Source organism: Streptomyces sp. NPDC021224 (genome assembly GCF_044332905.1).
In the GTDB taxonomy this organism is placed as follows: Bacteria; Actinomycetota; Actinomycetes; order Streptomycetales; family Streptomycetaceae; genus Actinacidiphila.
This window is the reverse complement of record NZ_JBIRPW010000017.1, coordinates 94,689-121,066: the sequence shown is the minus strand read 5'-3', so window position 1 is coordinate 121,066 and position 26,378 is coordinate 94,689. Positions and strand designations below refer to the sequence as shown.

Annotated in this window: 27 protein-coding genes; 7 read left to right on the top strand and 20 right to left on the bottom strand. The window is 75.1% G+C overall.

The window, feature by feature from the left end; genetic code table 11:
* Nucleotides 1-6 precede the first annotated feature (6 nt).
* Nucleotides 7-531 carry a rhodanese-like domain-containing protein gene (locus tag ACH4PY_RS30925; RefSeq protein ID WP_398190369.1) on the top strand — a complete coding sequence of 175 codons (525 nt, stop codon included), beginning with the start codon at nucleotides 7-9 and terminating at the stop codon, nucleotides 529-531.
* A 34-nt stretch (nucleotides 532-565) separates the two neighbouring features.
* Here the strand turns inward: ACH4PY_RS30925 and ACH4PY_RS30920 are convergent, their stop codons facing one another.
* From ACH4PY_RS30920 to ACH4PY_RS30895, 6 genes are all read right to left on the bottom strand, one after another.
* A complete protein-coding gene (locus tag ACH4PY_RS30920; protein ID WP_398190365.1) occupies nucleotides 566-1,090 on the bottom strand; it encodes a GNAT family N-acetyltransferase in 525 nt (174 codons plus the stop codon).
* A gap of 95 nt (nucleotides 1,091-1,185) precedes the next feature.
* Complete coding sequence (locus ACH4PY_RS30915; protein ID WP_398190362.1) at nucleotides 1,186-2,877, bottom strand: DUF885 domain-containing protein; 1,692 nt, start codon at nucleotides 2,875-2,877, stop codon at nucleotides 1,186-1,188.
* 327 nt (nucleotides 2,878-3,204) lie between these two features.
* A complete protein-coding gene (locus tag ACH4PY_RS30910) occupies nucleotides 3,205-4,557 on the bottom strand; it encodes a GNAT family N-acetyltransferase (RefSeq protein ID WP_398190535.1) in 1,353 nt (450 codons plus the stop codon).
* A gap of 27 nt (nucleotides 4,558-4,584) precedes the next feature.
* Nucleotides 4,585-5,145, bottom strand: a complete 561-nt coding sequence (locus ACH4PY_RS30905; RefSeq protein ID WP_398190358.1) for a GNAT family N-acetyltransferase — start codon at nucleotides 5,143-5,145, stop codon at nucleotides 4,585-4,587.
* 331 nt (nucleotides 5,146-5,476) lie between these two features.
* A complete protein-coding gene (locus tag ACH4PY_RS30900) occupies nucleotides 5,477-6,937 on the bottom strand; it encodes an NCS2 family permease (protein WP_398190353.1) in 1,461 nt (486 codons plus the stop codon).
* 294 nt (nucleotides 6,938-7,231) lie between these two features.
* The gene (locus ACH4PY_RS30895; RefSeq protein ID WP_398190350.1) at nucleotides 7,232-7,978 is read right to left on the bottom strand and encodes an SDR family oxidoreductase; all 747 of its coding nucleotides are present in this window, start codon (nucleotides 7,976-7,978) and stop codon (nucleotides 7,232-7,234) included.
* Between the two features lie 258 nt (nucleotides 7,979-8,236).
* On the opposite strand from ACH4PY_RS30895, the gene ACH4PY_RS30890 reads away from it, so the two are divergent.
* The gene (locus ACH4PY_RS30890) at nucleotides 8,237-9,001 is read left to right on the top strand and encodes a GntR family transcriptional regulator (protein WP_398190532.1); all 765 of its coding nucleotides are present in this window, start codon (nucleotides 8,237-8,239) and stop codon (nucleotides 8,999-9,001) included.
* A 127-nt stretch (nucleotides 9,002-9,128) separates the two neighbouring features.
* Here the strand turns inward: ACH4PY_RS30890 and ACH4PY_RS30885 are convergent, their stop codons facing one another.
* From ACH4PY_RS30885 to ACH4PY_RS30865, 5 genes are all read right to left on the bottom strand, one after another.
* The gene (locus tag ACH4PY_RS30885) at nucleotides 9,129-10,286 is read right to left on the bottom strand and encodes an ROK family protein (RefSeq protein WP_398190347.1); all 1,158 of its coding nucleotides are present in this window, start codon (nucleotides 10,284-10,286) and stop codon (nucleotides 9,129-9,131) included.
* Between the two features lie 127 nt (nucleotides 10,287-10,413).
* Nucleotides 10,414-10,974, bottom strand: coding sequence for a mismatch-specific DNA-glycosylase (locus ACH4PY_RS30880; protein WP_398190529.1), 561 nt, complete (start codon nucleotides 10,972-10,974; stop codon nucleotides 10,414-10,416).
* Nucleotides 10,975-11,057: 83 nt separating this feature from the next.
* Entirely contained in the window at nucleotides 11,058-12,491 is a 1,434-nt protein-coding gene (gene purB, locus ACH4PY_RS30875) for an adenylosuccinate lyase (RefSeq protein WP_398190344.1), read from the bottom strand.
* Between the two features lie 44 nt (nucleotides 12,492-12,535).
* Complete coding sequence (locus ACH4PY_RS30870; RefSeq protein WP_398190341.1) at nucleotides 12,536-13,438, bottom strand: SGNH/GDSL hydrolase family protein; 903 nt, start codon at nucleotides 13,436-13,438, stop codon at nucleotides 12,536-12,538.
* A gap of 62 nt (nucleotides 13,439-13,500) precedes the next feature.
* Nucleotides 13,501-14,340, bottom strand: coding sequence for a helix-turn-helix transcriptional regulator (locus tag ACH4PY_RS30865; protein ID WP_398190338.1), 840 nt, complete (start codon nucleotides 14,338-14,340; stop codon nucleotides 13,501-13,503).
* 104 nt (nucleotides 14,341-14,444) lie between these two features.
* Here ACH4PY_RS30865 and ACH4PY_RS30860 point away from each other — a divergent pair, with 104 nt between their 5' ends.
* Nucleotides 14,445-15,155, top strand: a complete 711-nt coding sequence (locus ACH4PY_RS30860; RefSeq protein ID WP_398190334.1) for an SDR family NAD(P)-dependent oxidoreductase — start codon at nucleotides 14,445-14,447, stop codon at nucleotides 15,153-15,155.
* 18 nt (nucleotides 15,156-15,173) lie between these two features.
* Here the strand turns inward: ACH4PY_RS30860 and ACH4PY_RS30855 are convergent, their stop codons facing one another.
* From ACH4PY_RS30855 to ACH4PY_RS30845, 3 genes are all read right to left on the bottom strand, one after another.
* Entirely contained in the window at nucleotides 15,174-16,190 is a 1,017-nt protein-coding gene (locus ACH4PY_RS30855) for a hemolysin family protein (protein ID WP_398190331.1), read from the bottom strand.
* Nucleotides 16,187-17,518, bottom strand: a complete 1,332-nt coding sequence (locus tag ACH4PY_RS30850; RefSeq protein WP_398190328.1) for a hemolysin family protein — start codon at nucleotides 17,516-17,518, stop codon at nucleotides 16,187-16,189. The genes ACH4PY_RS30855 and ACH4PY_RS30850 overlap by 4 nt, the downstream gene beginning before the upstream one ends.
* Nucleotides 17,519-17,910: 392 nt before the next feature.
* Nucleotides 17,911-18,348 (bottom strand): GNAT family N-acetyltransferase, encoded by a 438-nt coding sequence (locus ACH4PY_RS30845; protein ID WP_398190325.1) that lies wholly within the window; start codon nucleotides 18,346-18,348, stop codon nucleotides 17,911-17,913.
* Nucleotides 18,349-18,478: 130 nt separating this feature from the next.
* On the opposite strand from ACH4PY_RS30845, the gene ACH4PY_RS30840 reads away from it, so the two are divergent.
* Nucleotides 18,479-18,706, top strand: coding sequence for an antitoxin (locus tag ACH4PY_RS30840; RefSeq protein WP_398190322.1), 228 nt, complete (start codon nucleotides 18,479-18,481; stop codon nucleotides 18,704-18,706).
* The gene (locus ACH4PY_RS30835; protein ID WP_398190319.1) at nucleotides 18,703-19,080 is read left to right on the top strand and encodes a fic family toxin-antitoxin system, toxin component; all 378 of its coding nucleotides are present in this window, start codon (nucleotides 18,703-18,705) and stop codon (nucleotides 19,078-19,080) included. Before ACH4PY_RS30840 ends, ACH4PY_RS30835 begins: the two co-directional genes overlap by 4 nt.
* Before the next feature lie 31 nt (nucleotides 19,081-19,111).
* Here ACH4PY_RS30835 and bioD read toward each other — a convergent pair whose 3' ends face one another.
* The 3 genes from bioD to bioB all read right to left on the bottom strand — a co-directional run bounded on the left by bioD (nucleotide 19,112) and on the right by bioB (nucleotide 22,514).
* Complete coding sequence (gene bioD, locus ACH4PY_RS30830) at nucleotides 19,112-19,843, bottom strand: dethiobiotin synthase (protein ID WP_398190316.1); 732 nt, start codon at nucleotides 19,841-19,843, stop codon at nucleotides 19,112-19,114.
* A gap of 165 nt (nucleotides 19,844-20,008) precedes the next feature.
* Nucleotides 20,009-21,331: an adenosylmethionine--8-amino-7-oxononanoate transaminase gene (locus ACH4PY_RS30825; RefSeq protein WP_398190312.1), complete on the bottom strand. Its 1,323-nt coding sequence runs from the start codon at nucleotides 21,329-21,331 to the stop codon at nucleotides 20,009-20,011.
* The gene (gene bioB / locus ACH4PY_RS30820; protein ID WP_398190309.1) at nucleotides 21,324-22,514 is read right to left on the bottom strand and encodes a biotin synthase BioB; all 1,191 of its coding nucleotides are present in this window, start codon (nucleotides 22,512-22,514) and stop codon (nucleotides 21,324-21,326) included. The genes ACH4PY_RS30825 and bioB overlap by 8 nt, the downstream gene beginning before the upstream one ends.
* Before the next feature lie 194 nt (nucleotides 22,515-22,708).
* Between bioB and ACH4PY_RS30815 the strand changes: the two genes are divergently transcribed.
* Nucleotides 22,709-23,887: an 8-amino-7-oxononanoate synthase gene (locus tag ACH4PY_RS30815; protein ID WP_398190306.1), complete on the top strand. Its 1,179-nt coding sequence runs from the start codon at nucleotides 22,709-22,711 to the stop codon at nucleotides 23,885-23,887.
* 39 nt (nucleotides 23,888-23,926) lie between these two features.
* Here the strand turns inward: ACH4PY_RS30815 and ACH4PY_RS30810 are convergent, their stop codons facing one another.
* Together ACH4PY_RS30810 and ACH4PY_RS30805 are read right to left on the bottom strand one after the other, a co-directional pair.
* Nucleotides 23,927-24,178 carry a DUF397 domain-containing protein gene (locus tag ACH4PY_RS30810; RefSeq protein ID WP_398190301.1) on the bottom strand — a complete coding sequence of 84 codons (252 nt, stop codon included), beginning with the start codon at nucleotides 24,176-24,178 and terminating at the stop codon, nucleotides 23,927-23,929.
* Nucleotides 24,175-25,068: a helix-turn-helix domain-containing protein gene (locus ACH4PY_RS30805; RefSeq protein ID WP_398190298.1), complete on the bottom strand. Its 894-nt coding sequence runs from the start codon at nucleotides 25,066-25,068 to the stop codon at nucleotides 24,175-24,177. Before ACH4PY_RS30805 ends, ACH4PY_RS30810 begins: the two co-directional genes overlap by 4 nt.
* Nucleotides 25,069-25,427: 359 nt before the next feature.
* On the opposite strand from ACH4PY_RS30805, the gene ACH4PY_RS30800 reads away from it, so the two are divergent.
* The gene (locus ACH4PY_RS30800; protein ID WP_398190295.1) at nucleotides 25,428-25,859 is read left to right on the top strand and encodes an ATP-binding protein; all 432 of its coding nucleotides are present in this window, start codon (nucleotides 25,428-25,430) and stop codon (nucleotides 25,857-25,859) included.
* A gap of 18 nt (nucleotides 25,860-25,877) precedes the next feature.
* Here ACH4PY_RS30800 and ACH4PY_RS30795 read toward each other — a convergent pair whose 3' ends face one another.
* Nucleotides 25,878-26,378, bottom strand: coding sequence for a C40 family peptidase (locus ACH4PY_RS30795; protein ID WP_398190291.1), 501 nt, complete (start codon nucleotides 26,376-26,378; stop codon nucleotides 25,878-25,880).

Sequence of the window (26,378 nt, the reverse complement as noted above, 5' to 3'; positions counted from 1 at the left end):
CCGGCCATGATCATCGAAACCGCCGCCGAGGCCACCCCCGCACCCGCCGTGACCAGCGAGAACCCCGTCCTGCGCGTCCCCCCGGCCACCCCCGCGGAAGCCGCCGCGCACTTCGCCGCGAGCCTCGCCTTCCACACCGACGTGTCCGACGTCGCCGCGGCCCTGGCCACCGCCGCCGAGACCGGCGCGCACCCCGGCTTCGTCCTCGTCGACACCCGCAGCACCGAGGCGTGGGAGCAGGGCCACGTCCCCGGCGCCGTCCACCTGCCGACCGCGCAGATCCCGCAGCTGGCCGACGCGTTCCTGGACCGCGCGGTCCCGGTGGTCGTGCACTGCTGGGGCCCCGGCTGCAACGGCGCGACCCGGTCCGCGTACGCCCTCGCCTCCCGGGGCTACCAGGTCAAGGAGATGCTCGGCGGCATCGAGTACTGGATCCGCGAGGGCTTCGGCTACGAGAGCGCCGAGGGCGCAGAGCAGCGCGCCGCCGACCCGCTGACCGCCCCGGTCGGCGCCGACGACTGCGGCTGCTGAACGGCGCTCGCGGCGGCGCGTACGGCAGCGGGCGTCAGGCGGGCAGATCCCGCAGCTCGTACGCCCACAGCTCGCCCCGGTCGGCGACGCGCACGAAGCCGACCCGGCCCAGCACCGCCTGCGACGCGCCGTTGCCCGGCTCGGTGGTGGCCAGCACCCGGTCCACCTCGGGCTGGCCCAGCGCCCACCGGCACAGCGCCCGCGCCGCGTCGGTGGCCCAGCCCTCCCCGCGGCCGGACGCGGACAGGTCGTAGCCGATCTCGACCGCCCCCGCGTCCGGCGGGCCGTGGAAGCCCGCGCCGCCCAGCGCCGTGCCGTCGGCGGAGCGCTGGATCGCGAAGACGCCCCAGCCGGGCCGGTAGAGCCCGGCGACCGCGGCGGCCACCGTCATCGAGGCCGCGCCTATCGTGCCCTCGCCCGGGGCGCCGTCGATCCAGACCAGCCCGGCGGGCTTGCCCTCGGCCAGTTCCGCGGCGTCCCGCGGCAGTTGCTCGCGCAGTGTCAGCCGCCCCTCGGTCAGCACGAGCCGACCGCCGTCCAGCGAAGCGTGCAGGGTCATCGGCCGTACCGCCTTGTCCAGGAGCAGAGGAGAAGTGCCGGGGACGGTGGTGGCGCCCGGCCGCGCACGGCCGGGCGCCACCACCGCGACGCGTACTACAGGGCCGAGATCTCCGCGAGCAGGTCGTCCAGGCCCAGCGAGCCCTGCGACAGCGCCGCCATGTGCCACGCCTTCAGGTCGAACGCGTCACCGTGCGCCGCCCGCGCCGCCTCGCGGCCCAGAAGCCAGGCACGCTCGCCGAGCTTGTAGCCGATCGCCTGACCGGGCATGCCGAGGTACCGGACGATCTCGCTCTCGACGAAGGCCTTCGGCCGCCCGCTGTGCCGGCCGAAGAACTCCTGGCCCAGCTCCGGCGTCCAGCGCTCGCCCGGGTGGAAGGGCGAGTCGGCCGGGATCTCCAGCTCGGCGTGCATGCCGATGTCGATGATCACCCGCACCGCGCGCATCATCTGCGCGTCCAGGTAGCCGAGCCGCCGCTCGGGGTCGGACAGGAAGCCCAGCTCGTCCATCAGCCGCTCCGCGTAGAGCGCCCAGCCCTCCGCGTTGGAGCTGACCAGGCCCGCGGTCGCCTGGTAGCGGGACAGGTCGCCCGCGACGTGCGCCCACTGGGCGAGCTGCAGGTGATGGCCCGGCACACCCTCGTGGTACCAGGTGGAGACCAGGTCGAAGACCGGGAAGCGGGTCCGGCCCATCGTCGGCAGCCAGGTGCGGCCCGGCCGGGTGAAGTCCTCGGACGGCGCGGTGTAGTACGGCGCGGCGGCGCCGCCGGGCGGGGCGATCCGCGCCTCGACCTGCTTGACCCGGTCGGCCAGGTCGAAGTGCGTGCCGTCCAGGCCCTCGATCGCCTCGTCCATCAGCTCCTGGAGCCACTGGCGGACCTCCTCGACGCCCTCGACGGCCTGCCCGTGCGCGTCGAGGTGGGCGAGCACCTCCCACGGGTCCTTGCCGGGCAGGATCTTGGCGGCCTCGGTGACCATCTCGGCGTGCAGCCGGTGGTATTCGGACCAGCCGTACGCGTAGGCCTCTTCGAGGTCCAGGTCGGTGCCGTTCCACATGCGCGAGAAGGTCGCGTACCGCTCGCGGCCCACGGCGTCGGGCGTACCGGCGACGGCGGGCGCGTAGACGTCGCGCAGCCAGTCGCGCAGCGCCGCGTACGCGGCGGTCGCCTCGGCCGCGGCCCCGTCCAGCTCCACGCGCATGTCCTGCGGGCCCTCCGCGACGAGCTCGGCGAACCAGCTGCCGCCGTCGCCGCCCTCACCCGCCCACTCGCCGAACTGCGCCACCATCGTCTCGACCTGGCGCGGCCCGCCCGGCAGCCCGCGCGACAGCCCCTCGGCGAGCGAGGCCCGGTAGCCCTCCAGTGCGGCCGGCACGCCGCGCAGCCGCGCGGCCAGGTCGGCGAAGTGCTCGGGCGTCTCGGTGGGCATCAGCGTGAACGCCTCGCGCACGGTGTGCGCGGGGGAGTTGAGGTTGCTCACCGTCCGCAGGTGCTCGTCGGCGGCGTGCACCGCGAGGTCGGCGGTCAGCCGCTCCCGCAGCAGCCGTGCACACCGGCGCTCCACGCCGCTGTCCGCCCCCTCCACGGCCTCGGCCGCGGTCAGCCGCTCCAGCGTCCGCCGGTTCAGCGCGGCGAGCCGGTCCGCCCCGGCGGGCGAGAAGTCCGGCAGCAGCCGTGCGGAACTGGCGACACCGAGATACGTGCCGAGCAGCGGGTCGAGTTCGATGAGGTCGTCGACGTAGGCGTCGGCGACCTCCCGGGGAAGCGAGGTGCTGGTCAGATTGGACATGCGGCCATCTTCGTACGAACCCCGCACCGATTGCCACCGCCCCGCGCCCCCGACCACCGCAAGATCCCCGCACCCGACCCCCGTCCCCGCGAGGAACTCCGCACGCCCCCCTCCCCGACCGCAATTTCCCGCCCCACAGCCGGCAGTCCGCGGAGCCCCGGGGAGCTGGCGCTCGGCCATGCACGGCGCGGGGTCGCGACTCACACCGTTAGGGGCAGTCCGGGGCGTCAGGGGCGCGGGGAACTGCGCGCTCGGCCATGCACGGCGCGGGGTCGCGACTCACACAGCGAGGGGCACCCCGTAGCGCCCCGGTCCGCCAGGACCACCTCAGCCCCCCGCCGGACGGCGCACCGCCCCCCACGGCAGCTCCGCCGGCGACGCCGGCAGCGTCGCGGTCACGACGAGCGTGCCGTCCTCGACCTGGTAGTCGAGCGGGAGCCCCAGCTCCCGCATGACCCCCGCCACGCCCGGGTTTGCTGCGCGCGTCACCGCGTAGACGCTGGAGCGCCCGGCCTCCGCTGCGAGTTCGACGAGTCCGCGCAGCAGCGCGCTGCCGATGCCGCGCCGCTGCCACGCGTCCTCGACGAGCAGCGCGACCTCGTTCTCCTCGCCGTCCCACAGCAGGTGGCCGAGCGCCACCAGTTGGCCGGAGGCGGTCTCGACGGCCAGCGACTGGCCGAAGCGCGGGGTGAGCAGGTGCGCGAGGTAGCGGTCGGCGTCCTGGACCGGGCCGTGGTAGCGGCGGGCCAGCGTCGCGGGGGAGCAGCGCGCGTGCAGCGCGAGCGCGGCCGCGTGGTCCTCGGGCCCGGCCCGGCGGACCGTCAGTTCGTCGCCGGAGGCGAGGGTGCGGGCCCTGCGTGCCGCGGGGGTCCGTACGCCGAGCCGGGCGTCGAGCTCCACCAGCGCCCGCGCCCGCGCGAATTCGGTGGGCGTGAAGGGCGGGTGGGCCCGGCGCACCGTCAGGGTGCCGCCGGACGGGTCGCGCAGCTGCATCATGGCGGGCTCCAGCGCCTCCACGGGCTCCTCGCCGGGGACGGCCGGGGCCGCGGTGACGGTGCAGCGCCCGAACAGCTGGCGCAGCGCCAGGGGGAGTTCGGCGGGGTCGAGCGCGGTACGGGTGGCGAGGGCCAGGACCTGGGCCGGGGTGTCGACGAGGTCGTGCGTGTCGGCGCGCTCCAGCCACGTGTCCGCGCCGCCCGCGCCCTCCACCAGGCGGGCCAGTTCGGAGCCGGCCGTGCCGCCGGGCGCGCGCAGCAGGAACTCGTCGACGGTGCCCTCGGCCAGCGGGTGGGTCTGGAGGGTGACGATGTCCACCCGGGCCCCGGCGAACGCCGCGCACACCGCGGCGAGGCTGCCGGGGGTGTCCCGCACGGTGGTGCGCAGCCGCCACAGCGCGGGTTCGGCGGCGGCCTCCGGCAGCGGGACGGGAAGCGGCGACGCGGCTCCGGCGCCCCGCGTCGGGCGGGAGCGGCGGGCGAGCGGCCACAGCCGGAACCGGGTCACGGCTCCGGCCGGGGGCTCAGGAGTCGAATGTGGCATACGCCTACAATGGCGAAGCCTTGTTGCGCGATCACGAACATGCCGTGACCAGACGGTAAAGGACGGGTCTTCTCGGTCAACCGGCCCTTTCCCTTCATTGCCGCCCGTTGCCGGTACGAAACCGATCGAAGCGCTCAGGATCCCGACGCGGGCCGCCCGTCCGGGAGTTCAGCCGGCGGCGGGCCCGTGGACATGACGGTGTCCCGGCTGCGGGAACTGCGGCGGGTACGGGTCGAGCACCGCGCGCAGCGCGAAGCCGCACTTCTCGGCAACCCGGCAGGACGCGGTGTTGTCCACGGCGTGCAGCAGTTCCAGCCGGTCGGGCGGTGTACCGTGGCCGCCGCCGAGCACCCAGCCGGTGACCGCGCGGACCGCGTGCGGGGCGACCCCGCGGCCGCGGGCGGCGGCCGCCGTCCAGTAGCCGATCTCCGCCGACGCGTCCCCGGCCGCCTTGCGCTTGACCGCGACGTGCCCGAGCAGCCGCCGGTCCTCCTCCGCCAGCACGGCGAAGGCGTACCGCGTGCCGTCCGCCCAGCCGTCGGCCTGCGCCGCGATCCAGCGCCGCGCCTCGGCCTCGCCGTCGATGCTGGTCGCGAGCCACCGCCGGAGCGCGGGGTCCCGGTGGGCGAGTGCCAGCTCCTCGGCGTCGCCCGCGGCCCACGGGCGCAGGCGCAGCGCGGGGGCGCCGTCCGCCGCGGGCACCGCGAGCCCGGCGAAGTCGGTGGTCATACCCGGTCCTCCCTTGTCTCACCTGTCCCGCGGCAATCTACGCGCACCCTCGGACACCCACGGCGCCGCGGACACCCCCCGGTCGGCGGACCGGGGGCCCGGCCAGGAGGTGCGGGGGAAATGTCCGGTGGCGGGAACTCCGGTGCGATGGCGGGAGTTGTGACAGTACGGGCCGGTGCGCGGCACCGGCCCGGCCAGCTGCCCCGACCGGGCGCCCCCGTCCCGGTCGGGGCGCCGCGACCGCCCGCGCCTGCCCGCCCCCTCCTCGGGCGGGCGCGGCGCGGAGCGGGTCCCGTGTCCGGGAGGGGGCCGAAGCGGCAGGTGGCGGGCGCTACTTCACGCCGAGCAGCTGCTGGAGCGGGTCGATCGCGAAGTAGGCGACGAAGCACACCGACACGCCCCACACCAGCGGGTGGATCTCCCGCACCTTGCCGAGCGCCAGCTTGATCGCGACGAAGGACACGAAGCCCGCCCCGATGCCGTTGGTGATGCTGTAGGTGAAGGGCATCGCGGCGATCGTGAGGAAGGCCGGGATCGCGATGTCGTACTGCGTCCAGTCGATGTTCCGCACCTGCGCCATCAGCAGGAAGCCCACCGCGACGAGCGCGGGCGCGGCCGCCTGCGAGGGCACGACGGCCGCGAGCGGCGAGAGGAAGAGCGAGACCGCGAAGAGCGCGCCGGTCACGACGCTGGCCAGGCCCGTGCGCGCCCCCTCGCCGACGCCCGCAGCCGATTCGACGTAGGCGGTGTTGGACGAGGCCGAGGCGGCGCCGCCCGCGGCTGCCGCGAGGCCGTCGATGAAGAGCACCCGGCCGATGTTGGGCACCTTGCCCTGCTCGTCGACGAGCCCGGCCTCGCTGGAGATGCCGACGATCGTGCCCATCGCGTCGAAGAAGTCCGACAGCACCAGCGTGAAGATGAACAGCACGGAGGTGACGACTCCGGCCTCGGAGAAGGCGCCGAAGGGGCTGAAGTGGCCGATGAGCCCGAAGTCCGGCGTGTCGACGATGTCGTGCGGCACCTTCGGCGCGGTCAGGCCCCACGCGCCGGCCGGCAGGTCGGCGATCTTGTTGACGACGATCGCGACGACGGTCATCACCACGATGCTGATCAGGATCGCGCCCTTCACCCGGCGCGCGACGAGGGCGACCGTCAGCAGCACGCCGAGGCAGAACACCAGCACCGGCCAGCCGGTGAGCGCACCGGTCGCGCCGAGCTGCACGGGGACGGTGGTGTGCGCGGCGTCCGGGATGCGGCTGGCGAACCCGGCGTCGACGAAGCCGATGAAGGCGATGAACAGGCCGATGCCGACGCTGATCGCCTGCTTGATCGGCAGCGGGATCGCGTTCATGATCGCCTCGCGCAGCCCGGTCGCGACCAGGACGCAGATGACCACGCCTTCCAGGACCACCAGGCCCATCGCGTCCGGCCAGCTCATCTTGGGCGCGAGCTGGAAGGCGACGACGGCGTTGAGGCCGAGCCCGGCTGCGATGGCCAGCGGCAGGTTGCCGCCGACCCCCATGATCGCCGACATCACCGCGGCCACCAGCGCGGTCGCGGTGACCAGCTGCGCGGTCGACAGGTGGTGGCCGAACTTGTCGGTCGCCCCGGACAGGATGATCGGGTTGAGGACCAGGATGTAGGCCATCGTGAAGAAGGTGGCCAGACCGCCCCGCAGCTCCCGTACCGGGGTCGACCCGCGCTCCGATATTCGGAACCAGCGGTCCAGGAAGGTGCCGCCGGGCGGCGGTCCTGACAGCCGCTTGGCGGTGTCCACGACGGGTCCAGGCATGGTGCTCCTCTGCGTGCGAGTGGGACGTGCGACGAGCCGCGGCGGGCACGCGCGGCGGCGGGCCGGCGGGCGCGGGTGCCGCGGGACCCACGGATTGTCCCGGGACGCGGGCAGCCGCGGGTTGCCGCGGTGTTACCGGGTATCACCGTCGGGTTTCGGCCATGCTCAGGTCAACACTCATGACACACCCGGTCGAACGCGGGACGCCCCGCGCGCGGGCAGCGGACGCACCGCACCCGGGGCGGGAGGCCCCGGGTGGGTGGAGAGTGCGCGCCACCCGTCCGGCGGCTGCGGTCAGAGGCCGCCGGCGATCCGCAGCACCGCGCCCGTCGTGTAGGACGCCTCCGGCGACAGCAGCCACGCGACCGCTCCGGCGATCTCCTCCGGCTGGCCGGGGCGGCGCATCGGGACCCGCTCGGGGTTGCGCCACGGCCGCTGCGGGTCGCCCATCGTCGCGTGGATGTCGGTGACCACCATGCCCGGCTGCACCGAGTTGACCCGCACCCCGTCCGGGCCCAGCTCCTTCGACAGGCCCACCGTCAGCGCGTCCACCGCGGACTTGCTCGCCGCGTAGTGCACGTACTCGCCCGGGCTGCCGAGCGTGGCGCCGCCCGAGGAGATGTTGACGATCGCGCCGCCCTCGCCGCCGTGGCGCGTGGACATCTCCAGCGCCGCGCGCCGGGCGCACAGCAGCGCGCCCATCAGATTGACGTCCACCACCCGGCGCATGACCTCGACGGGCGTCTCGGTGAAGCGGCCGAGCGGCCCGGTGATCCCGGCGTTGTTCACCAGGCCGGTGACCGCGCCCAGCTCCGCCCGGACCGTGTCGAAGAAGCCGTCCACCTGTCCGGCGTCGCTGGTGTCGAGCTGGTAGGGCAGGCACGTGCCGCCCTGCTCGCGGATCCGCCGGGCGACGTCCTCGGCGGCGTCCTTGGCCCGCTCGTACCCGATGCCCACCCGGTGGCCGGCCGCCGCCAGCCGCAGCGCGACCGCCGCGCCGATGCCCCGACTGCCCCCGGTGACCAGCGTGACCTCGTCCATCGGCCGTCCGCTCCCTCGTGCCGCCGTGCGGCACCAGGCGCCGCTCGATGATCACGAACACTATCGCAGCACTCCGTCAACATCGCATGAACACTGGACATATCCCCTTCCTGGGCGCCTGTGCCGGTTCGAGGATTGGTCTTGACCAAGAGTGACGGGCCGCTCTATCGTCCTTAGTAGTGCAAGGACCTTTAATAAACACTGGTTAGGAAACAAGGCTGAACAAGCCTTGAGCTGATGGCTGATTGCGAGGACAGGGTGGGGACCACGCAGCTCGAATCGGTGCCGGAGCCGAAGTACTGGCATCTCAAGACGGTGCTCAACGACGCGCTCGACTCCGAGTTCGAGGTCGGTGAGATCCTGCCGAACGAGCGCGACCTCGCCGCCCGCTTCGGCGTCGCCCGCGCGACGCTGCGCCAGGCGCTCGAACAGCTCGAACTGGAGGGCCGGCTCCAGCGCCGCCGCGGTGTCGGCACCACGGTCGCCCCGCCGCGCATGGGCGTGTCCGTCGGCCCCTCGGCCGGTGTGTGGCCCGGTGCCGGACGGGACGCGTGGGAGACCGCCGGGTGCGTCGAGGCCGTCGCCCCCGCGCCGGTCGCCGCGCTGCTCGGCACCGGGGCCGACGAGGCCGTGCACACCATCCGCCGGGCCCGCGTGATGCGCGGCCAGCCGGTCGCCGCCGAGCTGCTGTACGTCCCGCGCTCGTCCGTGCCGGGCCTGCCCGGTGACCTCACGCCCGCCGCGCACGCCCCCGCCGTGCTGCGCGAGCTGCACGCGCTGGCGCTGGAGGGCGAGGACCGCGCCGTCGAGCTGGGCTCCGCCCGCGCCGACGACGCCAAGCAGCTCGACCGGCTCCCCGGCGCCCCGGTCCTCGTCGTGACCTCGCGCTACTACGCGGGCGGCCGGGTCGCCGCCGTGTCGCTGGCCACCTACCGCGCCGACACCTGCAAGCTGACCTTCGGCGACGCGGGTGCCTTTGAAGTCACCCACCACCAGCAGCAGGTCAGCCGCCAGGCCTCCTGACCCGCGCCCGAGCACGCACAGGGCCCGTCACCCCGGCAGGGGGAGACGGGCCCTCGTCGCGTCCGTACGGCCGCGCCCGGTACGGTCCGCGGGCCGGCGCAGCCCGCGCCCGTACGGCCCGTGCGGGTCAGCGCAGCGCCATCGACGTCTGCTGGACGGTGAAGAGCTGCTCCTCGACGTGGTCCAGGGCTAGGCGCAGCGCGCCCGTCGCGATGGCCTCCTGGCCCAGCGCCGACAGCACCACCTGCGGGGTGCGCAGGCAGTAGCGGGCCAGCTCGGCGCGCAGCGGCTCCAGGATGCCGTCCAGGCCCGCCGCCCAGCCGCCGATCACGACCAGCTCCGGGTCGATCGCGAGCACCAGCGCCGCCACGTCGTGCACCAGCCGGTGCAGGAAGCGCTGCACCGCGTGGGTGGCCTGCGCGTCGCCCTGCCGGGCCAGCGCGAAGACCCGCGTCACCGCGGGCTCGTCCAGCGGGTGCAGCGGCTCTCCGGTGGTCGACAGCAGGTGCTCGGGTGTCGCCTCGCGGCCCAGCAGGTGCAGCGCGCCGATCTCACCGGCCGCGCCGCCGGAACCGCGGTGCAGCCGGCCGCCGATCAGCGACCCCGCTCCCGGGCTGAGCCCGGCCAGCACGAAGACCACGTCGTCGGTGCCGACCGCCGCGCCCTTCCAGTGCTCGGCCACCGCCGCCACGTTCGCGTCGTTCTCCACCAGCACCGGGCAGCGGAAGGAGCGCCGCAGCCGCTCCCCGAGCGGCAGCCCGGTCCAGCCGGGCAGCGCGGTGCCCAGCCGCACCTCGCCGTCCGTCCCGACGATGCCGGGGCTGCCCACGCCCACCGCCCACAGCGTACTGCGTGCGACGCCCGCCTTGCGCAGCAGCTCGGCGACGGTGCCGCGGACCCGCTCCAGGCGGTCGTCGGCGCTCGCGCCCTCGTCGACCTCCCGGCCGTGCGAGCCCAGCACCTGGCCGCCGAGGTCGGACAGCACGACCCGGATCTGGTGCGCGCCGATCTCGATGCCCAGCAGGTGCCCGGCCTCGGCGTGGAAGCGGAAGCGCCGCGCGGGGCGGCCCTGCTTGCGGGTGTCGCCGGCCTCCGGGCCGACCTCCACCACCAGGTCCGATTCCGTCAGACCCTCGATGACACCCTCGACGGTGGGCCGGGACAGGCCGGTGCTCTGCACCAGCTCGGTGAGCGTGGGGGTCTGCGCCCCGCGCAGGGCGTGCAGGACGACCGCGGAGTTGATCCGCCTGAGCAGGGACGGGTCCCCGCCGGTGAGTCGCCCCACGTATGTCCTCCCAGCCTGTGCCTGTGTGTGGCGGATCGTACCGGGCGCAGGGCTACGCGGCGAGTGCGGTCCCGTTACGTTTGGGTGCCATCGTCACCGTGCCGTCCGGCCCGGTGCTGACGTTCCGTCAGCCGCGCGGGGCGGGCGGCGCGGGCGCCGCCGGGCGCAGCCGGCCGAACTCCTCGGCCAGCGCCGCCGGCGTCCAGTGCGCGTTGAGCCCGCTCGGACTCGGCAGCGCCCAGATCCGGGTGTCGCCCAGCGTCCGCGGCTGCGGGCCCACCTGCGCGCGGGGCTCGGCGAAGGCCACCCGGTAGGCCGTGACGCCCAGTATCGCCAGCCACGCCGGGCGGTGCCCGGCGACCTTCGCCGCCAGCAGCCCGCCGCCCTCGACCAGCTCCTCGCGGCTCAGCTCGTCGGCCCGCGCGGTGGCCCGCGCCGCCACGTCCGTCACGCCCAGCCCGAGGCCCAGCAGGTCCGCCTGCTCCACCGGCGCGAAGCGGCGCGGGGTGAAGCCGGAGGCGTGCAGCGCGGGCCCTGGGGGCACCACCCGTGCGCAGCTTCGGGGGAGGTTGCCGGGCCGGGCGAAGTGGTAGCCGGTGTGCGCCGACATCAGCCCCGGGTTGATCCCGCAGAACAGCACCCTCCCCCGGAGCTGCGCCCGGGAGGTGCCCCCACCCGGCCCGATCACGTCCTCCGGCGTGCGGTCGCAGGCCGCCGCCAGCTCCTGCGCGGATGGCGTGGGCAGCCGCGGCGGCACGGCCGGCGCGGACGTCAGAGGATCGCCCCCGGGCGGTAGGCCGCCGCCTCGGGACGCGCCTTGACGACGTCCTCGACCCGCCGTACGACCTCGGCGACCTGCCCGGCGGCGGCGCCGGTGAAGGACAGCCGGTCGGCCATCAGCGCGTCCAGCTCCGCGCGGTCCAGCGGGATCCGCTCGTCGGCGGCGAGCCGGTCCAGCAGCTCGTTGCGCTCGGTGCCCTGCTCGCGCATCGCCAGCGCCGAGGCCACCGCGTTCTCCTTGATCGCCTCGTGCGCGATCTCCCGGCCGACGCCCGCCCGCACCGCGCCCATGAGCACCTTGGTGGTGGCCAGGAAGGGCAGATAGCGGTCCAGCTCGCGGGCCACGACCGCGGGGAAGGCGCCGAACTCGTCCAGCACCGTCAGGAAGGTCTCCAGCAGCCCGTCGAAGGCGAAGAAGGCGTCGGGCAGCGCGACCCGGCGCACCACCGAGCAGGACACGTCGCCCTCGTTCCACTGGTCGCCGGACAGCTCGCCGGTCATCGAGGCGTAGCCGCGCAGGATCACCATCAGGCCGTTGACGCGCTCGCAGGAGCGGGTGTTCATCTTGTGCGGCATCGCGGACGAGCCGACCTGGCCGGGCTTGAAGCCCTCGGTCACCAGCTCGTGCCCGGCCATCAGCCGGATCGTCTTCGCGGTGGACGACGGCGCGGCCGCGAGCTGCACCAGCGCGCTGACCACGTCGTAGTCCAGCGAGCGCGGGTAGACCTGGCCGACGGAGGTGAAGGCGCGCGAGAAGCCCAGGTGCGCGGCGATCCGCTGCTCCAGCTCGGCGAGCTTGCCGCTGTCGCCGCCCAGCAGGTCCAGCATGTCCTGCGCGGTGCCGACCGGGCCCTTGATGCCGCGCAGCGGGTAGCGGGCGATCAGGTCCTCGACCCGCTCGTACGCCACCAGCAGCTCGTCGGCCGCGGTCGCGAAGCGCTTGCCGAGCGTGGTGGCCTGCGCCGCCACGTTGTGCGAGCGGCCGGCCACGACCAGCTCCGCGTACTGCCCGGCGAGCTGCGCGAGGCGCGCCAGCACCGCGACCGTGCGGTCCCGCACGAGTTCCAGGGACAGCCGGATCTGCAGCTGCTCGACGTTCTCGGTCAGGTCGCGGGACGTCATGCCCTTGTGGATCTGCTCGTGCCCGGCCAGGGCGTTGAACTCCTCGATCCTGGCCTTCACATCGTGCCGCGTGACCTTCTCGCGCTCGGCGATCGAGCCCAGGTCGACCTGCTCCAGGACCCGCTCGTAGTCGGCGACGGCCCCCTCCGGCACCTCGATGCCGAGATCGGCCTGGGCGCGCAGCACGGCCAGCCACAGGCGGCGTTCGAGCACCACCTTCTGCTCGGGGGACCACAGGGCGGCCAGCTCCGTGGAGGCATAGCGGCCGGCGAGGACGTTCGGGATACGCGGCTTGGCTGTCACGCGCTGATTCTACTGGTCGCGGGCCTGCCGTCGGTCCGGCCGGCTCAGTGGCCGGCCTCGGACGGCAGCGGCGCCGCCGGCGGTTCGGGCGCGGGCAGGGCCGGTCCGTACGGGAGCAGGTCGGGGCGTTTGGCCGGGCGGCCGTCGCCGGAGGAGCGGCAGGTCAGCCTGCGGCCGATCCACGGAAGCAGATGGCGGCGGGTGAAGGACGCGTCGGCCAGCCGCCGGGCGGCCCAGCCGGGCCGCACCGCGGGCGGCAGCGGCGCCCGCCAGTCGCCTGTCGCGGGCAGTCCGAGGGTCTGCCACACGGCCTCGGCGACCCGCTCGTGGCCCTCCGCGGTCAGGTGCAGCCGGTCCTCGCCCCACATCCGCGGGTCGCCGAGCACCTCGGCCCCGTACAGGTCGACCACGACGGCGCCGTGCCGGGCCGCGAGGTCCTCGACGAAGGCGAACAGCTGCTCCATGCGCGGCAGGAAGCGGGTGGCGACCGGGCCGCGGCGTGCCGGGCTGCGCATCAGCACGAGCTGCCCGCAGGACGGGGCGAGCCGCCCGGCCGCGTCCTCCAGGTGCGCGCACACCGCGTCGACGTCGCAGCCGGGGCGCAGCACGTCGTTGAGCCCGCCGACCAGGGTGACCAGGTCCGCGCGCATCGCCGCGGCCGCGTCCACCTGGTCCTCGACGATCTGCCGGATCAGCTTGCCGCGCACCGCGAGGTTGGCGTAGCGGAAGCCCGCGTCGCCGGCCTCCGCGCCCGGCAATTGCGCCAGGCGCGCGGCCAGCAGGTCGGCCCAGCCGCGGTAGCTGCCGTCGGGCAGCAGGTCCGACATGCCCTCGGTGAAGGAGTCGCCGAGGGCGACGAAGCTGCGGTACGGCCGGGGCGCCGCGGGGATGCCCGGGGCCGGGTCGGCGGAGATCTCCGCGGGGGTGTCAGTCGTGTCGCTTTCCATCGCGGCGCGATCCTATCCGCCGGGCGCCGCCCGCCATGGCCCGCGGGGGCCGCCCGGAGGTGCTACGGGCTGTCGCTGAGCTTCTGGGTGCCGATGACCGACAGCAGCGCGAGCTTCTCGGCGTCCTCGGTGCCCGGCTCCGCGGTGAAGACCATGATGCGCAGCTCGCTGCCCTCGACGCTGAGCAGGTCGCAGTCCAGCGTCATCAGGCCCAGCTCCGGGTGGTCGACGGTCTTGCGCGACCCGTCGTGCTCGCCCACCTCCCGCGAGTCCCACAGCTGCGCGAAGCGCTCGCTGCCCGCCCGCAACTCCGCGATGAGGCGCCCCAGCCGCTGGTCGGCGGGGTAGCGCCCGGCGGTCGTCCGCAGCGCGCCGACCTGCGCGGCCTCCAGCGTGGCCAGCGACCGGGCGCTGTGCACGACCCGGGGGTTGCCCTGGCCCAGGAAGTGCCGCCACACCGCGTTGCGCTCCTTGCCGTGGAACTCGCCCATCAGCGCGTTGTGCAGCGGATTGGCGAGCAGCAGCGTCCAGGCCGCGTCCGACACCGCCACCGGCGTCCCCGACAGCCGGTCCAGCAGCCGCTGCACGCTCGCCGGGATGTACGCGGGCACCGTCCCGCGGCCCGGCGGCACCAGGCCCGCGGTGTGGAAGAGCTGCTCGCGCTCGGGCCCCGACAGCCGCAGCGCGCGTCCCAGCGCCTCGACGACCTGCTCCGACGGGTTGGCCGAGCGGCCCTGTTCCAGCCGGGTGATGTAGTCGACGGAGATCCCGGCGAGCATCGCCAGCTCCTCGCGGCGCAGCCCGGCCGCCCGCCGGTGGCCGCCCGCCGCGAGCCCGGCCGACTCCGGTGAGACGCGGTCCCGCCAGCGCCGCAGTGTGTGCCCGAATTCCGTGGTCGCCATGCCCCCCACTGTCGCACCGACGCGGGCCGTCCGTCCTGGTACTGCCGGTCCCAGGAAGCCGGGGGCGCTGGCAGCCGGCCACCGCGCCGCCGCACCGTGAGGGCATGACAGCGACACTGATCACCGGAGCGAACAAGGGCCTCGGCCGGGAGGCCGCCCGCCGGCTGGTGGCCGCGGGCCACACCGTCTACCTCGGCTGCCGGGACGCGGAGCGGGGCCGGGCGGCCGCCGCGGAGCTGGGCGCCACCGCCGTCCTGCTGGACGTCACCGACGACGCGTCGGTCGCGGCCGCGGCCGCGGCGATCGAGGCGGCCGGCGGCCTCGACGTCCTCGTCAACAACGCCGGCATCCAGCAGGAGATGGCCGCCGACGGCGCCGTCACCGGTGCGGCCGGGCTCACCCCGGAGATGATGGAAGGGACCTTCGCCACCAACGTCCTCGGGCTCGTCCGCGTCACCCGCGCCTTCCTGCCATTGCTGCTGCGGTCGGCCGCCCCGGTCGTCGTCAACGTCAGCAGCGGACTTGCCTCACTGGCCCGGGTGAGCGACCCCGGCACCCACGCCTACGCCTACCCCGGCGTCGCCTACCCGGTCTCGAAGGCCGCGGTCAACATGCTCACCGTGCAGTACGCCAAGGCCTTCCCGCAGATCCGGATCAACGCCGTCGAGCCCGGTTACACCGCGACCGACCTCAACGGGAAGCGGGGCGGGCAGAGCGTCGAGCAGGGCGCCGAGATCATCGTGCGGATGGCGCAGACCGGTCCCGGCGGCCCCACCGGCGGCTTCTTCGACGCCGAGGGCACGCTCCCCTGGTGACGCGCCTCGGGGCCCGGCTCACACCCGTCCCGGGCCGACCAGCCGCTTGAGCACGTCCTCCATGGTGACCAGCCCCACCCCGCGGCCGTCCGCGTCCACGACCGCCGCGAGGTGGGCGCTGGCCGCCCGCATCGCCGTCAGCACGTCGTCCAGCGGGGTCGCCGCGCCGACCCGGGTGATGGGGCGCAGCGCCTCCCGGGGGAAGGCGGCGTCCCGCGGTTCGGCGTCCAGCGCGTCCTTGACGTGCAGGTAGCCGAGCACCCGCCCGTCCCCGTCCGCGACCGGGAAGCGCGAGAAGCCGGAGCGGGCCGCCAGCGCCTCCAGCCCGTCCGGGGTGATGCCGAGCGAGGCGCGCACCACCTGGTCCGCGGGCAGCACGATCTGCCCGACCGGCCTGCGCCCCAGGTCCAGCGCCTCGCGCAACCGCCCGGTGGCCCGCTGGTCCAGCAGCCCCGCGGCGCCCGCGTCGGCGACCATCGCGGCCAGCTCGTCGTCCGAGAAGACCGCGGCCACCTCCGAGCGCTGCTCCACCCGCAGCAGCCGCAGTCCGGCGTTCGCCAGCGCGTTGATCCCGAAGATGACCGGCCGCAGCGCGCGGGTGAAGCCCACCAGCGGCGGCCCCAGCAGCAGGGCGGAGCGCACCGGGTCGGCCAGCGCGATGTTCTTCGGGACCATCTCGCCGAAGAGCATGTGCAGATACGTCGCGAGCGCCAGCGCCACCACGAAGGCGATCACATGGATCGCCCCCTGCGCCGCGCCCATGGCGTGCAGCACCGGCTCCAGCAGATGCGCGATGGCCGGCTCCGCGACGATGCCCAGCACCAGGGTGCACGCCGTGATGCCGAGCTGGGCGGCGGCCAGCAGCGGCGCCAGGTGCTCCAGCCCCCACAGCACCCGCGCCGCCCGCCGGTCGCCCTCCTCCGCGGCGGCGGCCACCTGGTCGCGGCGCACCGAGATCAGCGCGAACTCGGCGCCGACGAAGAAGGCGTTGACCACCAGCGTGAGCAGCCCCACGAGCAGCTGGACGACCGTCATCGGCGCGCTTCCCCCGGCCCGGCGGGCGGGGACACCAGCCGCACCCGCGCCGCCCGGTGCCCCGACGCGTCCTCGACCTCCACCAGCCAGCCGTCCAGCCGGAGCCGGTCGCCGCGCACCGGGATGCGGCCGAGCCGCTCGGCGACCAGCCCGGCGAGCGTCTCGTACGGGCCGTCCGGCACCCGCAGCCCGATCCGCACCAGCTGGTCCTCGGTGCGCGTCGCGCCGTCCGCCCGGTACGTGCGCCGGCCGTCCGGCTCCTCGCGGACGAAGAGCAGGTCGGGCTGCTGGAGCGGATCGTGCTCGTCCTGCACCTCGCCGACGACCTCCTCGACGATGTCCTCCAGGGTGGCGACGCCCGCCGTGCCGCCGTACTCGTCGATGACGACCGCCATCGCGCGCGCCCCCGACAGCCGGTCCAGCAGCCGGTCCACCGCGAGCGACTCGGGCACCAGCAGCGCGTCCCGCAGCAGGTCCGTGACCGGGGTGCGGTCCCGGCGGGCGGCGGGCACGGCCAGCACGTCCTTGATGTGCACGGTGCCGATCACCGCGTCGAGGGTGCCGCGGAAGACCGGGAAGCGGGACAGCCCGGTGGCCCGCGTGGCGTTCGCGACGTCCGCGGCCGTGGCCCGCGCCTCCAGCGCGGTGACCTGCACCCGCGGGGTCATCACGTTCTCCGCGGTGAGATCGGCGAGACCCAGCGTGCGGACGAACAGCTCGGCGGAGTCCGGCTCCAGCGCGCCCGCCTTCGCCGAGTGCCGGGCGAGCGCCTTCAGCTCCTGCGGGCCGCGGGCCGAGGCCAGCTCCTCGGCGGGCTCCAGGCCCATCCGGCGCAGCACCCGGTTGGCGGTGTTGTTCAGATGCCGGATCAGCGGGCCGAAAGCGGCGGTGAAGGCGCGCTGCGGGCCCGCGACCGCCTTGGCGACCGGCAGCGGCCGGGAGATCGCCCAGTTCTTCGGCACCAGCTCACCGACCACCATCAGCACGACCGTCGACAGCGCCGTGCCCAGCACCAGCGCCAGCGACGAGGCGGCGCCGCCGCCGAGCCCGGCGGCACGCAGCGGGCCGCGCAGCAGCTCGGCGATCGAGCCGCGGGACAGCATGCCGATGATCAGCCCGGTGACGGTGATCCCGAGCTGCGCCCCCGACAGCTGCACGGTCAGCGACCGCACCCCGGCGAGCGCCGCGGCCGCGCCCCGCTCACCGTCCCGCGCGGCGCGCTCCACCTCCGCGCGCTCGATCGTGGTCAGCGAGAACTCCGCTGCGACGAAGACGCCGCAGGCGAGACTGAGGAGCAGGGCCAGCAGCAGGAGCAGCGCTTCGGTCATCGGACACCTCGCCCCCATCGTCGGCCACCGCCCGCCCCGGCGCACCCGGCGTGCGCCGTACGGGCGCGGCACGGCCGAGCCCACGCCCGGCGGGCATCCCCCTGCCGCTCACGGCTGGTGCCGCGCCTGCTGTCCGGCTGCCTGCGGCCCGCGCCCCGGGCCCGTCGCGGACGCCGCTCGGCTGCCCGCGACGGGCCCGGGGCGCGCGCAGGCCCCCACCCGCCCGCGGGCGGCGGCCCCGGCTCGCCGCAGACGCTGTCCGGACGGTGACGTGCGGTGCCCCGGGCCGCGGGAACGCCCCCGATGCCGATGCCGATGCCGATGCCGGGCGTCCGGGCCCCGCGCAGGTCCCCACCCGCCCGCGGCCGGGCGGGACGGCTTCCCTCAGCGGCTCACGCCTCGCGCAGCGGCTTCGTCCAGCGGCGCCATTGCTGCTCGGGCGCGTAGCCCGCCGCGTGCCAGGCGTGGTGGGCGCGCTCGTTGCGCTCCAGCACCATCGCGTCGCCGCGCCGCCCGCCCAGCGCGCGGAAGCGCTCCTCGGCCGCGTCCAGCAGCACGCGGGAGAGGCCCTGGCGGCGCGCGCCGGGGTGCACCGCCAGCCGGTAGAGGTGGCAGCGCCATCCGTCGAAGCCCGCGATCACCGTGCCCACCAGCTCCCCGTCGCGCTCGGCGAGCAGCAGCGCGCCCGGGTCGGTGGCGATGAGCCGGCTGACCCCGGCCTCGTCGTCGGTGATGCTGGTGCCCTCGGCGGACACCTGCCAGAAGGCCAGCACGCCTGCCGCGTCGGCGGGGACGGCGGCCCTGATCAGGGGATTGCTCATGTCCGGCATCCCATCACCGGCCCGCTGCCCCCGGCCCGCAATTCCGGGATGCGAGACGGCTGCCGCTGGCCGGGGGGCGGCAGCGCGGGGGGCACCGGTGGCCTTGCCGCTACTAGCGCCACGGCGCTAGCGTGGTGCCATGGCCAAGACCCAGTTGAACGTGCGGGTGGACGAAGCCACCGCGGAGACCGCGAGGGAACGCGCCTCGCAGCGCGGCATCAGCGTGAACCGCTACATCGAGGAACTGGTCCGCCGCGACGAGGGCGAGAGCGGCAGGGCGTTCGTCCAGGCCGCCGCGGACTTCATGAAGGAGTACGAGGCGGTCTTCGCGGAGGAGTTCGGCGACAGGGACACGAGCCCGCGTTGAGCCTGACCATAGATCTGGCCTGGCTGCTGATGGTCGCCGAGCACAACACCCCCGGCGACCCCCTGGTCACCGACTGGGGCGCGCTGGTCGCGGCCGTCGGCAGGCACAAGGCCGAGATCTTCGGCGTGCCCGTCTACCCGGACGACCACGTCCGCGCCGCCTCCCTGCTCCAGCTGCTGCTGCACGTCCCCGCCCTCGAACGCTCCAACGCGCTCTTCGCCACCGCCGTCGCGTACGCCTACCTGGTGGCCGGCGGGCAGCACGTGAGCACCACGCCCGAGCGGGTGCGCGACCTGGCCCGGCTGGTCAAGGACGGGTCGGCCGGCGTCGACCGCATCGCCGAGGAACTGCGCGGCTGGACCGTCCCGGCCTGACCCGCCCCGGCCCCGCCGCCCCGGTCCCGCCTCAGGAGGCGAACGCCGGCGCCGCGTAGACCTGCGCGAAGGCCTCCCCGTCCCACGTACCGCCCAGCTGCGGCGCGAGCCACTCCGGCGCGGCGGCGCGGAAGGCCGCGGGGGACAGCGCGCCCGCCCCCTGCGGCAGCGCCCCGAGCAGCGGCGCCCCCGCGGCCTCGGGGACGTCGGCGACGTTGCAGCGCTCGGCGAGGTCCGGCTCGCCGCGCCAGCTACCGAAGATCACCCCGGCGCAGCTCAGGCCGCGCTTGGCCAGGGCCTCGGCGGTCAGCGCGGTGGCGTTGAGCGTGCCCAGGCCCGGCCGCGCCACCAGCAGCACCCGGGCGCGGATGAGCGCGGCGGCGTCGGCGAGCGTGCTGCCCTTATCGTCGTAGCGGACCAGCAGCCCGCCCGCGCCCTCCACCAGCACCACGTCGTGGACGGCGGACAGCTTGGCGGCGGCCTCCGCGATGTCCGTGGGTCCGACGGCCGGGATCCCGGCGCGGGCCGCGGCGGTGGCGGGCGCCAGCGGCTCGGGGTAGCGGGCCAGTTCCACCGCGGTGACCGCGCCCGCGAGCCGGGCCACCTCCGCCGCGTCGCCCGGCTCGCCCTCGGCCACCCCGGTCTGCGCGGGCTTGAGCACCGCGACGCTCAGCCCCTGCGCCAGGGACGCGGCGGCCACGGCCGCGGTCGTCATCGTCTTGCCGACCTCGGTGTCCGTACCGGTGATGACCACGATGGCCATGGGTGTCGCTCCGTTCCTCGTCGTCTCGCGCCGGTCCGCCGAAGCGGCCGGGCGCCCCGGATCCTCCGCGGCTCGGGGCACCCTGCCCCGCCGCGCCCTTCCCATCCGGCTTCCGGCAGGTTTTCACCCGGCAGTCACCCGTTTGCCCGCGGCCCCCGGGGGAGGTCACCCGGCCAGGGCCGCGTCCCGCACCCCGGCGCAGATCCGCGCCAGGTCCTCGTCGCCGGTCACGTAGGGCGGCATCGTGTAGACCAGGTCGCGGAAGGGCCGCAGCCACACCCCGGCGCGCACCGCGGCGCGGGTCGCGGCGGCCATGTCCACCTCGTGGTCGAGCTGCACCACGCCGATCGCGCCGAGCACCCGTACGTCCCGTACGCCGGGCAGCTCCGCGGCCGGTGCGAGGCCGTCGCGCAGGCCCGTCTCGATCCGCTTGACCTGCTGCGCCCAGTCCTGCCCGAGCAGCACGTCCAGCGAGGCGTTCGCGACCGCGGCGGCCAGCGGGTTGCCCATGAAGGTCGGGCCGTGGGCGAGCACCGGCACCTCGCCGCGGGAGATGCCCTCGGCGACCGCGGTGGTGCACAGCGCCGCCGCCATCGTCAGATACCCGCCGGTCAGCGCCTTGCCGACGCACATCACGTCGGGCGCGATCCCGGCGTGCCCGGCCGCGAAGAGCGTTCCGGTGCGGCCGAAGCCGGTGGCGATCTCGTCGAGCACCAGCAGCACCCCGTGCTCGTCGCACGCCTCCCGCAGCACCCGCAGATAGCCGGGGGAGTGGAAGGTCATGCCGCCCGCGCCCTGCACCACCGGCTCCACGACGACCGCCGCCAGCTCGTGCGCGTGCCGTGCGACCAGTGCGCGCAGCCGCCCGGCGTAGGCCGGGTCCGGGTCGGCGTCGAAGCCGGGCGGCGGCTGCTCGGCGAAGACCTGCTCGGGCAGCACCCCCGACCACAGGTGGTGCATGCCGCCCTCGGGGTCGCACACCGACATCGGCTGCCAGGTGTCGCCGTGGTAGCCGCCGCGCCAGGTCAGCAGCCGGCGCTTCTCGGGGCGGCCGAGCGAACGCCAGTACTGCAGGCACATCTTGACCGCGACCTCGACCGACACCGAGCCGGAGTCGGCCAGGAAGACGTGCCGCAGCGGCTCGGGCGTGATCTCCACCAGCCGGGCGGCGAGCCGGACGGCGGGCTCGTGGGTGAGGCCGCCGAACATCACATGGCTCATCCGCCCGAGCTGGTCGCGCACGGCCGCGTCCAGCACCGGGTGCCGGTAGCCGTGGATCGCCGACCACCACGAGGACATGCCGTCGACCAGCTCGTCCCGCCCCTGCGCGGGCACGGCGAGCCGCAGCCGTACGCCCTCGGCCGACGCCACGACCAGCGGTTCCTGGCGGCCGGGCATCGGCCCGTACGGATGCCAGACGTGTTCGCGGTCCAGGTCGAGGAGCACCTCGGCGGGCAGGTCCGGGCCGGTGGGCGCGGGCTCAGGCATTGGGCGGCAGGTCCGTTCCCGCGCCCCGGCGGCGTACCGCGACCAGGTCCGTGCGCGCGCCCGGCACGGCCGGTGCGGCCGCCTCCTCCGCCGCCGCGGGCGCTTCCCCGTGGGCGTCGGCGCACGCGGTGTCGCCGCAGCCCCCGCAGCCGCCGTCGTGCGCGCCGCACAGCCCGGCGGAGCGGTGGGCGGGCAGCGTCGTGGTGTCCGCGCCCTCCACCTCGAAGCCGGCGTCCGCGATCATGTCCAGGTCGGCCTGGCCGGCCTGGCCCTCGCTCGTGAGGTAGTCGCCCAGGAAGATCGAGTTGACCAGGTGCAGGGCGAGCGGCTGCATCGTGCGCAGGTGCACCTCGCGGCCGCCCGCGAGCCGTACCTCCACGTCCGGGCACACGAACCGGACCATCGCCAGGATCCGCAGGCAGCGCTGCGGGGTCAGGTTCCACTCCTTGGCCAGCGGGGTGCCCTCGAAGGGGATCAGGAAGTTGACCGGCACCGAGTCCGGGTCCAGCTCGCGCAGCCCGAACACCACGTCCACCAGGTCCGCGTCGCTCTCGCCCATGCCCGCGATGAGCCCGGAGCACGCCGAGAGCCCGGCCGCCTGGGCCTGCTGCACGGTGTCCACCCGGTCGGCGTACGTGTGCGTCGTGGTGATGGACCCGTAGGTGCCCTCCGAGGTGTTGAGGTTGTGGTTGTACGCGTCCGCGCCGGCCGCCTTCAGCCGGTCGGCCTGGCCGCCCGTCAGCAGGCCCAGGCACGCGCACACCTCGACCTCGCCGTTCTGCTCCTTGATGGCGGCGATGGTCTCCGAGACCCGGTCCACGTCGCGGTCGGTGGGCCCGCGCCCGCTCGCCACCAGGCACACCCGCTTGGCGCCGCCCGCCACCCCGGCGCTCGCCGCGGCCGCGGCCTGCTCGGGCTTGAGCCAGGTGTACTTGAGGATCCCGGCCTGCGAGCCGAGCCGCTGCGAGCAGTACGAGCAGTCCTCGGGGCACAGCCCGGACTTGAGATTGACCAGGTAGTTGAGCTTGACCCGGCGGCCGAACCACTTTCGGCGCACCCGGCCCGCCGCGGCCACCACGTCGAGCAGCTCGTCGTCGGACGTCGCCAGTACGGCGAGCGCCTCGTCCCGGGTGGGCAGCTCGCGGCGCAGCCCCTTGTCCACCAGTGCGGTCAGCAGATCCATGAGGGGATACTCGCCTACCCGGCCGCCCCGAGCCAAGGACGGACCGTACAACAGCGGTGGCCGCGGGTGTGTGCATCACCACACCCTGTGCCCGATTGCGGGCCAGTACGTTGCAGGGTGAGGCCCCTCGCCGCGGGCGCCGCTCTCCGGCGGGCCCCGCGCCCCAACCGCACCCCGGACCCCGAAGGACCGCCGTGACCAGCACACCGCCCGCCGCCGGGCATCCCGGCCCCTTCGGCTGGATCGCCGAGCAGGCCGCCGTCCGCGAGGCCGCGGGCCTGCGCCGCGAACTGCGGCCGCGGGCCGCGGAACCGGACCTGCTCGACCTCGCCGGCAACGACTACCTCGGCCTGAGCCTGCACCCCGAGGTCACCGCGGCGGGCGCGCAGGCGTGCGTGCGGTGGGGCGCCGGGGCCACCGGCTCCCGGCTCGTCACCGGCAGCACCGCGCTGCACGCCGAACTGGAGGCGGAACTGGCCGACTTCACCGGCTTCGAGGCCGCACTCGTGCTCGCCTCCGGCTACGCCGCCAACCTCGCGGCGGTCACCGCGCTCACCGGGCCGGGCGGTCTCGTCGTCTCCGACGCGGCCAACCACGCCTCGCTCATCGACGGCTGCCGGCTGTCCAGGGCGGCCACCGAGGTCGTCCCGCACGCCGACCCCGCCGCCGTGCGCAAGGCCCTCGGCGGGCACGCCGGGCGGGCCGTCGTCGTGAGCGACACCGTCTTCTCGGTGGACGGCGACGCGGCGCCGCTGGGCGCGCTCGCCGCCGCCGCACGCGGGCACGGGGCCGCGCTGCTGCTGGACGACGCGCACGGGCTCGGGGTCCTCGGGCCGGGCGGGCGCGGCTCCGCGCACGCCGCGGGCCTCGCGGGCGCCCCGGACGTGGTGTGCACCGCGACGCTGTCCAAGGCGCTGGGCTCCCAGGGGGGTGTGGTGCTGGGCCCCGCGGCCGTCGTCGACCATCTGGTCAACACCGCGCGGACGTTCATCTTCGACACCGGGCTCGCACCGGCCGCCGCCGGGGCCGCCCTCGGCGCCCTGCGGCTGCTGCGGCGCGAGCCCGCGCGGGCGGACCGCGCTCTCGGCGCGGCCCGCGACTTCCACCGCCGCTTCACCGCCGCGGGGCTGGAGGCGACGGCGCCGGACGCGTGCGTCGTCTCGGTCCGCGCCCCCTCGCCCGCGGCCGCGGTGCGATGGGCCGCCGACTGCCGTGCCGCGGGGCTCGCGGTGGGCTGCTTCCGCCCGCCGTCCGTCCCCGACGGCATCTCCCGGCTGCGGGTGACGGCCAACGCGGCGCTGTCCCCGGCCGACATCGCGGCGGCGGCCGGCACGATCGTCGCGACCGCGCCGGCCGGGGCGGTCCGCGCCTGACGGACCCGCCGGGTACGGATCTGCCGGTGCTCGGCGAGGCTAACGGGCCGTGAGCGCCCCCGTGGTGACGGCCTCCACGAACGAGGTCCACGCCCCCGGCGGGAAGAGGAGGGCCGGTCCGGCGGTGTCCTTGGAGTCGCGGACCGCCACCGGCCCGGTGGCCAGCCTGGCCGTCTCGACGCAGTTGTTCGCCGCCGTGCTGTGGCTGCTGCGCCGCCAGGCGACGTCCAGCGCCAGGCTGGACGGAACGTGGGCGTGCGGCTCGTGAGCCGCCGGGATTCGCGCAGTCATGCTGTCGGTGCCTCCTTAGTGCGCCGCTGCAACCGCGAGAACTCCGTCCCGATTTCCGTGATCATCGCAGCCGATTCCGCACAGGGGAGCGCGCGATCACACAATCGGGCGAACGCGGCGGTGTAAGCGGCGATGTCTTCTTTCCGATCGACACAGAGACTACCCGTCAGATGGTCGAGAACAACCACGTCCAGATCTGCAATGCGCGGAAAGGAGAAGATGACGAAAGACCCCGTCACCCCTATGTGCCCGCCCGCGGCAAATGGCAGCACCTGCAGGGAAACCTGCGGGAGTTCGGCCGCGCGGGCGAGCCAGCGCAGCTGACCGGCCATCACCTCCGGCCCGCCGACACCGCGGCGCAGCACCGCCTCGTCGAGCACCGCGCTCAGCTCCAGCGGCGGGTTCTGCTCCAGCAGCACCGCCTGCCGGGCGATGCGCACCTCGGCCAGCGCGGTGACCTCGCGCGGGCTCAGCTGGGGCAGCACGTCGCGGGTCAGCGCGCGGGCGTAACCGGGGGTCTGGAGCAGGCCCGGCACCACCGTGGTCTCCAGCGACCTGGCCCGGGTGGCGCCCGTCTCCAGGCTGATGAAGTCGCGGTACTCCACCGGCAGGACCTCGCGGAAGTCGTGCCACCAGCCGCGCTGGTGGCCGTGTCCGGCAAGGGTGTGCAGCAGGTCGCGAACATCGCGGTCACGTACAGAGTAGGCGTCGAGCAGCAGGTTGACGTCCTCGGCGCGGACGCTGCTGTGGCCGGTCTCGATGCGGCTCACCTTCGACTGGTGCCACCCCACCCGCTGGGCGGCCTCCCCGCTGGTGAGCCCCGCGAGGTCGCGCAACCGGCGCAGTTCCGCGCCGAGTCGGCGCCGGCGTACGGCGGGCACTCGTTCCATGTCCTCTCGGCCTCCTCGCTGCGGCGCCCGCCGTCCTGCGGGCCACCGGGTTTCCTGGCGGTGCTGCCCGCGCCGCCGCACGGGCCTTCATGAGTCCCGTTCGCGGCAATACGGCTGCCGGTCGCGTTCTGTCCTCTTCTCCCCGATACGACAGTCTGCCGACCATGTGCGTTCTCCCGCGGCAGAGTTCACCGTTTTGAGCGACAGATATATGCAGACCGCTGTGCGGCGCCCGCATTGGCGGCACGATGAGTGCATTCTGGCGCGAACCCGGCGCGTGGGAGGGCGGCCCAATTCCCGCCCCGCTGCCGCACGGTGCGCACCGGAGCCAGGTCACGGCGGGAAAGGGAAGCGTCGCCATGGCAGATCTTCAGGAAGCGTCCGTCACCCTGCCGAGCGAACCCGCCTCGGTGACGGCGGCCAGGCGGTACGTCTGCGCGCTGCTCTCCGACTGGGGACTGCCCGCGGGCGCCCCGGCCGTCGACACCGTGCGCCTGATCGTGTCCGAACTGGCCACCAACGCCGTGCTGCACACCTCCGGCCTGTCGCCGACCTTCACCGTCGACGTACGCCTGGAGCGGTCCGAGCAGCTGCACATCGGCGTCACCGACAGCCATCCGGGCTGGCCGCGGCAGGCCACGGTGTGCCCGCAGCAGCAGGACAACGGCCGCGGGCTGGTCATCATCCGGCACCTGACCGCCGAGTCCGGCGGCAGCCTGCGGGTCACCCCGACCGACGACGGCGGCAAGACCGTCTGGATCATGCTGCCCTGGGCCGTCCCGGTCGGCTGAGCCCGCGCCCGCGGGCGGTCAGACCCGCCCGTACCAGACGCTGCGGGTCCAGATGTGCTCCAGCCGGACCCGGGCGCCGGTCTTCGGGGCGTGCCAGATCTCGCCGCCGCCCGCGTAGATGCCGACGTGGTAGACCGAGGACGCGGACGACCCGCTGTGGAAGAAGACCAGGTCGCCGATGTGCCGGGAGGACGCGGAGATGTGCCGGATGCTGCGGTACTGCGCGGCGGCGGTGCGCGGCAGGCGCTTGCCGGCCTTGCGGAAGGAGTAGAGGGTCAGGCCCGAGCAGTCGAAGCGGGAGGGCCCGGTGGCGCCCCACTGGTAGAGGGAGCCCTTCTTGGAGGCGGCCACCCCGAGCGCCCGGACCCCCGTCGTCGCAGCCTCGGCCTGCTGGACGGCGCCGGGCAGCAGGGACGGTACGGCAACGGCGGCGGCGGTGAGCACGGACGCGGCCCCGAGCCGGGACAGCCGTGCGGACGCCGAACGTGCGGATGCGGAACGTGCGACAGGCGCGGTCAT

Coding starts and splice junctions, on each gene's coding strand:
- ACH4PY_RS30925 (WP_398190369.1), top strand. CDS start 7: ATGATCATCGAAACCGCCGCCGAGGCCACCCCCGCACCCGCCGTGACC.
- ACH4PY_RS30920 (WP_398190365.1), bottom strand. CDS start 1,090: ATGACCCTGCACGCTTCGCTGGACGGCGGTCGGCTCGTGCTGACCGAG.
- ACH4PY_RS30915 (WP_398190362.1), bottom strand. CDS start 2,877: ATGTCCAATCTGACCAGCACCTCGCTTCCCCGGGAGGTCGCCGACGCC.
- ACH4PY_RS30905 (WP_398190358.1), bottom strand. CDS start 5,145: ATGACCACCGACTTCGCCGGGCTCGCGGTGCCCGCGGCGGACGGCGCC.
- ACH4PY_RS30900 (WP_398190353.1), bottom strand. CDS start 6,937: ATGCCTGGACCCGTCGTGGACACCGCCAAGCGGCTGTCAGGACCGCCG.
- ACH4PY_RS30895 (WP_398190350.1), bottom strand. CDS start 7,978: ATGGACGAGGTCACGCTGGTCACCGGGGGCAGTCGGGGCATCGGCGCG.
- ACH4PY_RS30870 (WP_398190341.1), bottom strand. CDS start 13,438: ATGGAAAGCGACACGACTGACACCCCCGCGGAGATCTCCGCCGACCCG.
- ACH4PY_RS30865 (WP_398190338.1), bottom strand. CDS start 14,340: ATGGCGACCACGGAATTCGGGCACACACTGCGGCGCTGGCGGGACCGC.
- ACH4PY_RS30860 (WP_398190334.1), top strand. CDS start 14,445: ATGACAGCGACACTGATCACCGGAGCGAACAAGGGCCTCGGCCGGGAG.
- ACH4PY_RS30855 (WP_398190331.1), bottom strand. CDS start 16,190: ATGACGGTCGTCCAGCTGCTCGTGGGGCTGCTCACGCTGGTGGTCAAC.
- ACH4PY_RS30850 (WP_398190328.1), bottom strand. CDS start 17,518: ATGACCGAAGCGCTGCTCCTGCTGCTGGCCCTGCTCCTCAGTCTCGCC.
- ACH4PY_RS30845 (WP_398190325.1), bottom strand. CDS start 18,348: ATGCCGGACATGAGCAATCCCCTGATCAGGGCCGCCGTCCCCGCCGAC.
- ACH4PY_RS30840 (WP_398190322.1), top strand. CDS start 18,479: ATGGCCAAGACCCAGTTGAACGTGCGGGTGGACGAAGCCACCGCGGAG.
- bioD (WP_398190316.1), bottom strand. CDS start 19,843: ATGGCCATCGTGGTCATCACCGGTACGGACACCGAGGTCGGCAAGACG.
- ACH4PY_RS30825 (WP_398190312.1), bottom strand. CDS start 21,331: ATGCCTGAGCCCGCGCCCACCGGCCCGGACCTGCCCGCCGAGGTGCTC.
- bioB (WP_398190309.1), bottom strand. CDS start 22,514: ATGGATCTGCTGACCGCACTGGTGGACAAGGGGCTGCGCCGCGAGCTG.
- ACH4PY_RS30810 (WP_398190301.1), bottom strand. CDS start 24,178: ATGACTGCGCGAATCCCGGCGGCTCACGAGCCGCACGCCCACGTTCCG.
- ACH4PY_RS30805 (WP_398190298.1), bottom strand. CDS start 25,068: ATGGAACGAGTGCCCGCCGTACGCCGGCGCCGACTCGGCGCGGAACTG.
- ACH4PY_RS30800 (WP_398190295.1), top strand. CDS start 25,428: ATGGCAGATCTTCAGGAAGCGTCCGTCACCCTGCCGAGCGAACCCGCC.
- ACH4PY_RS30795 (WP_398190291.1), bottom strand. CDS start 26,378: ATGACCGCGCCTGTCGCACGTTCCGCATCCGCACGTTCGGCGTCCGCA.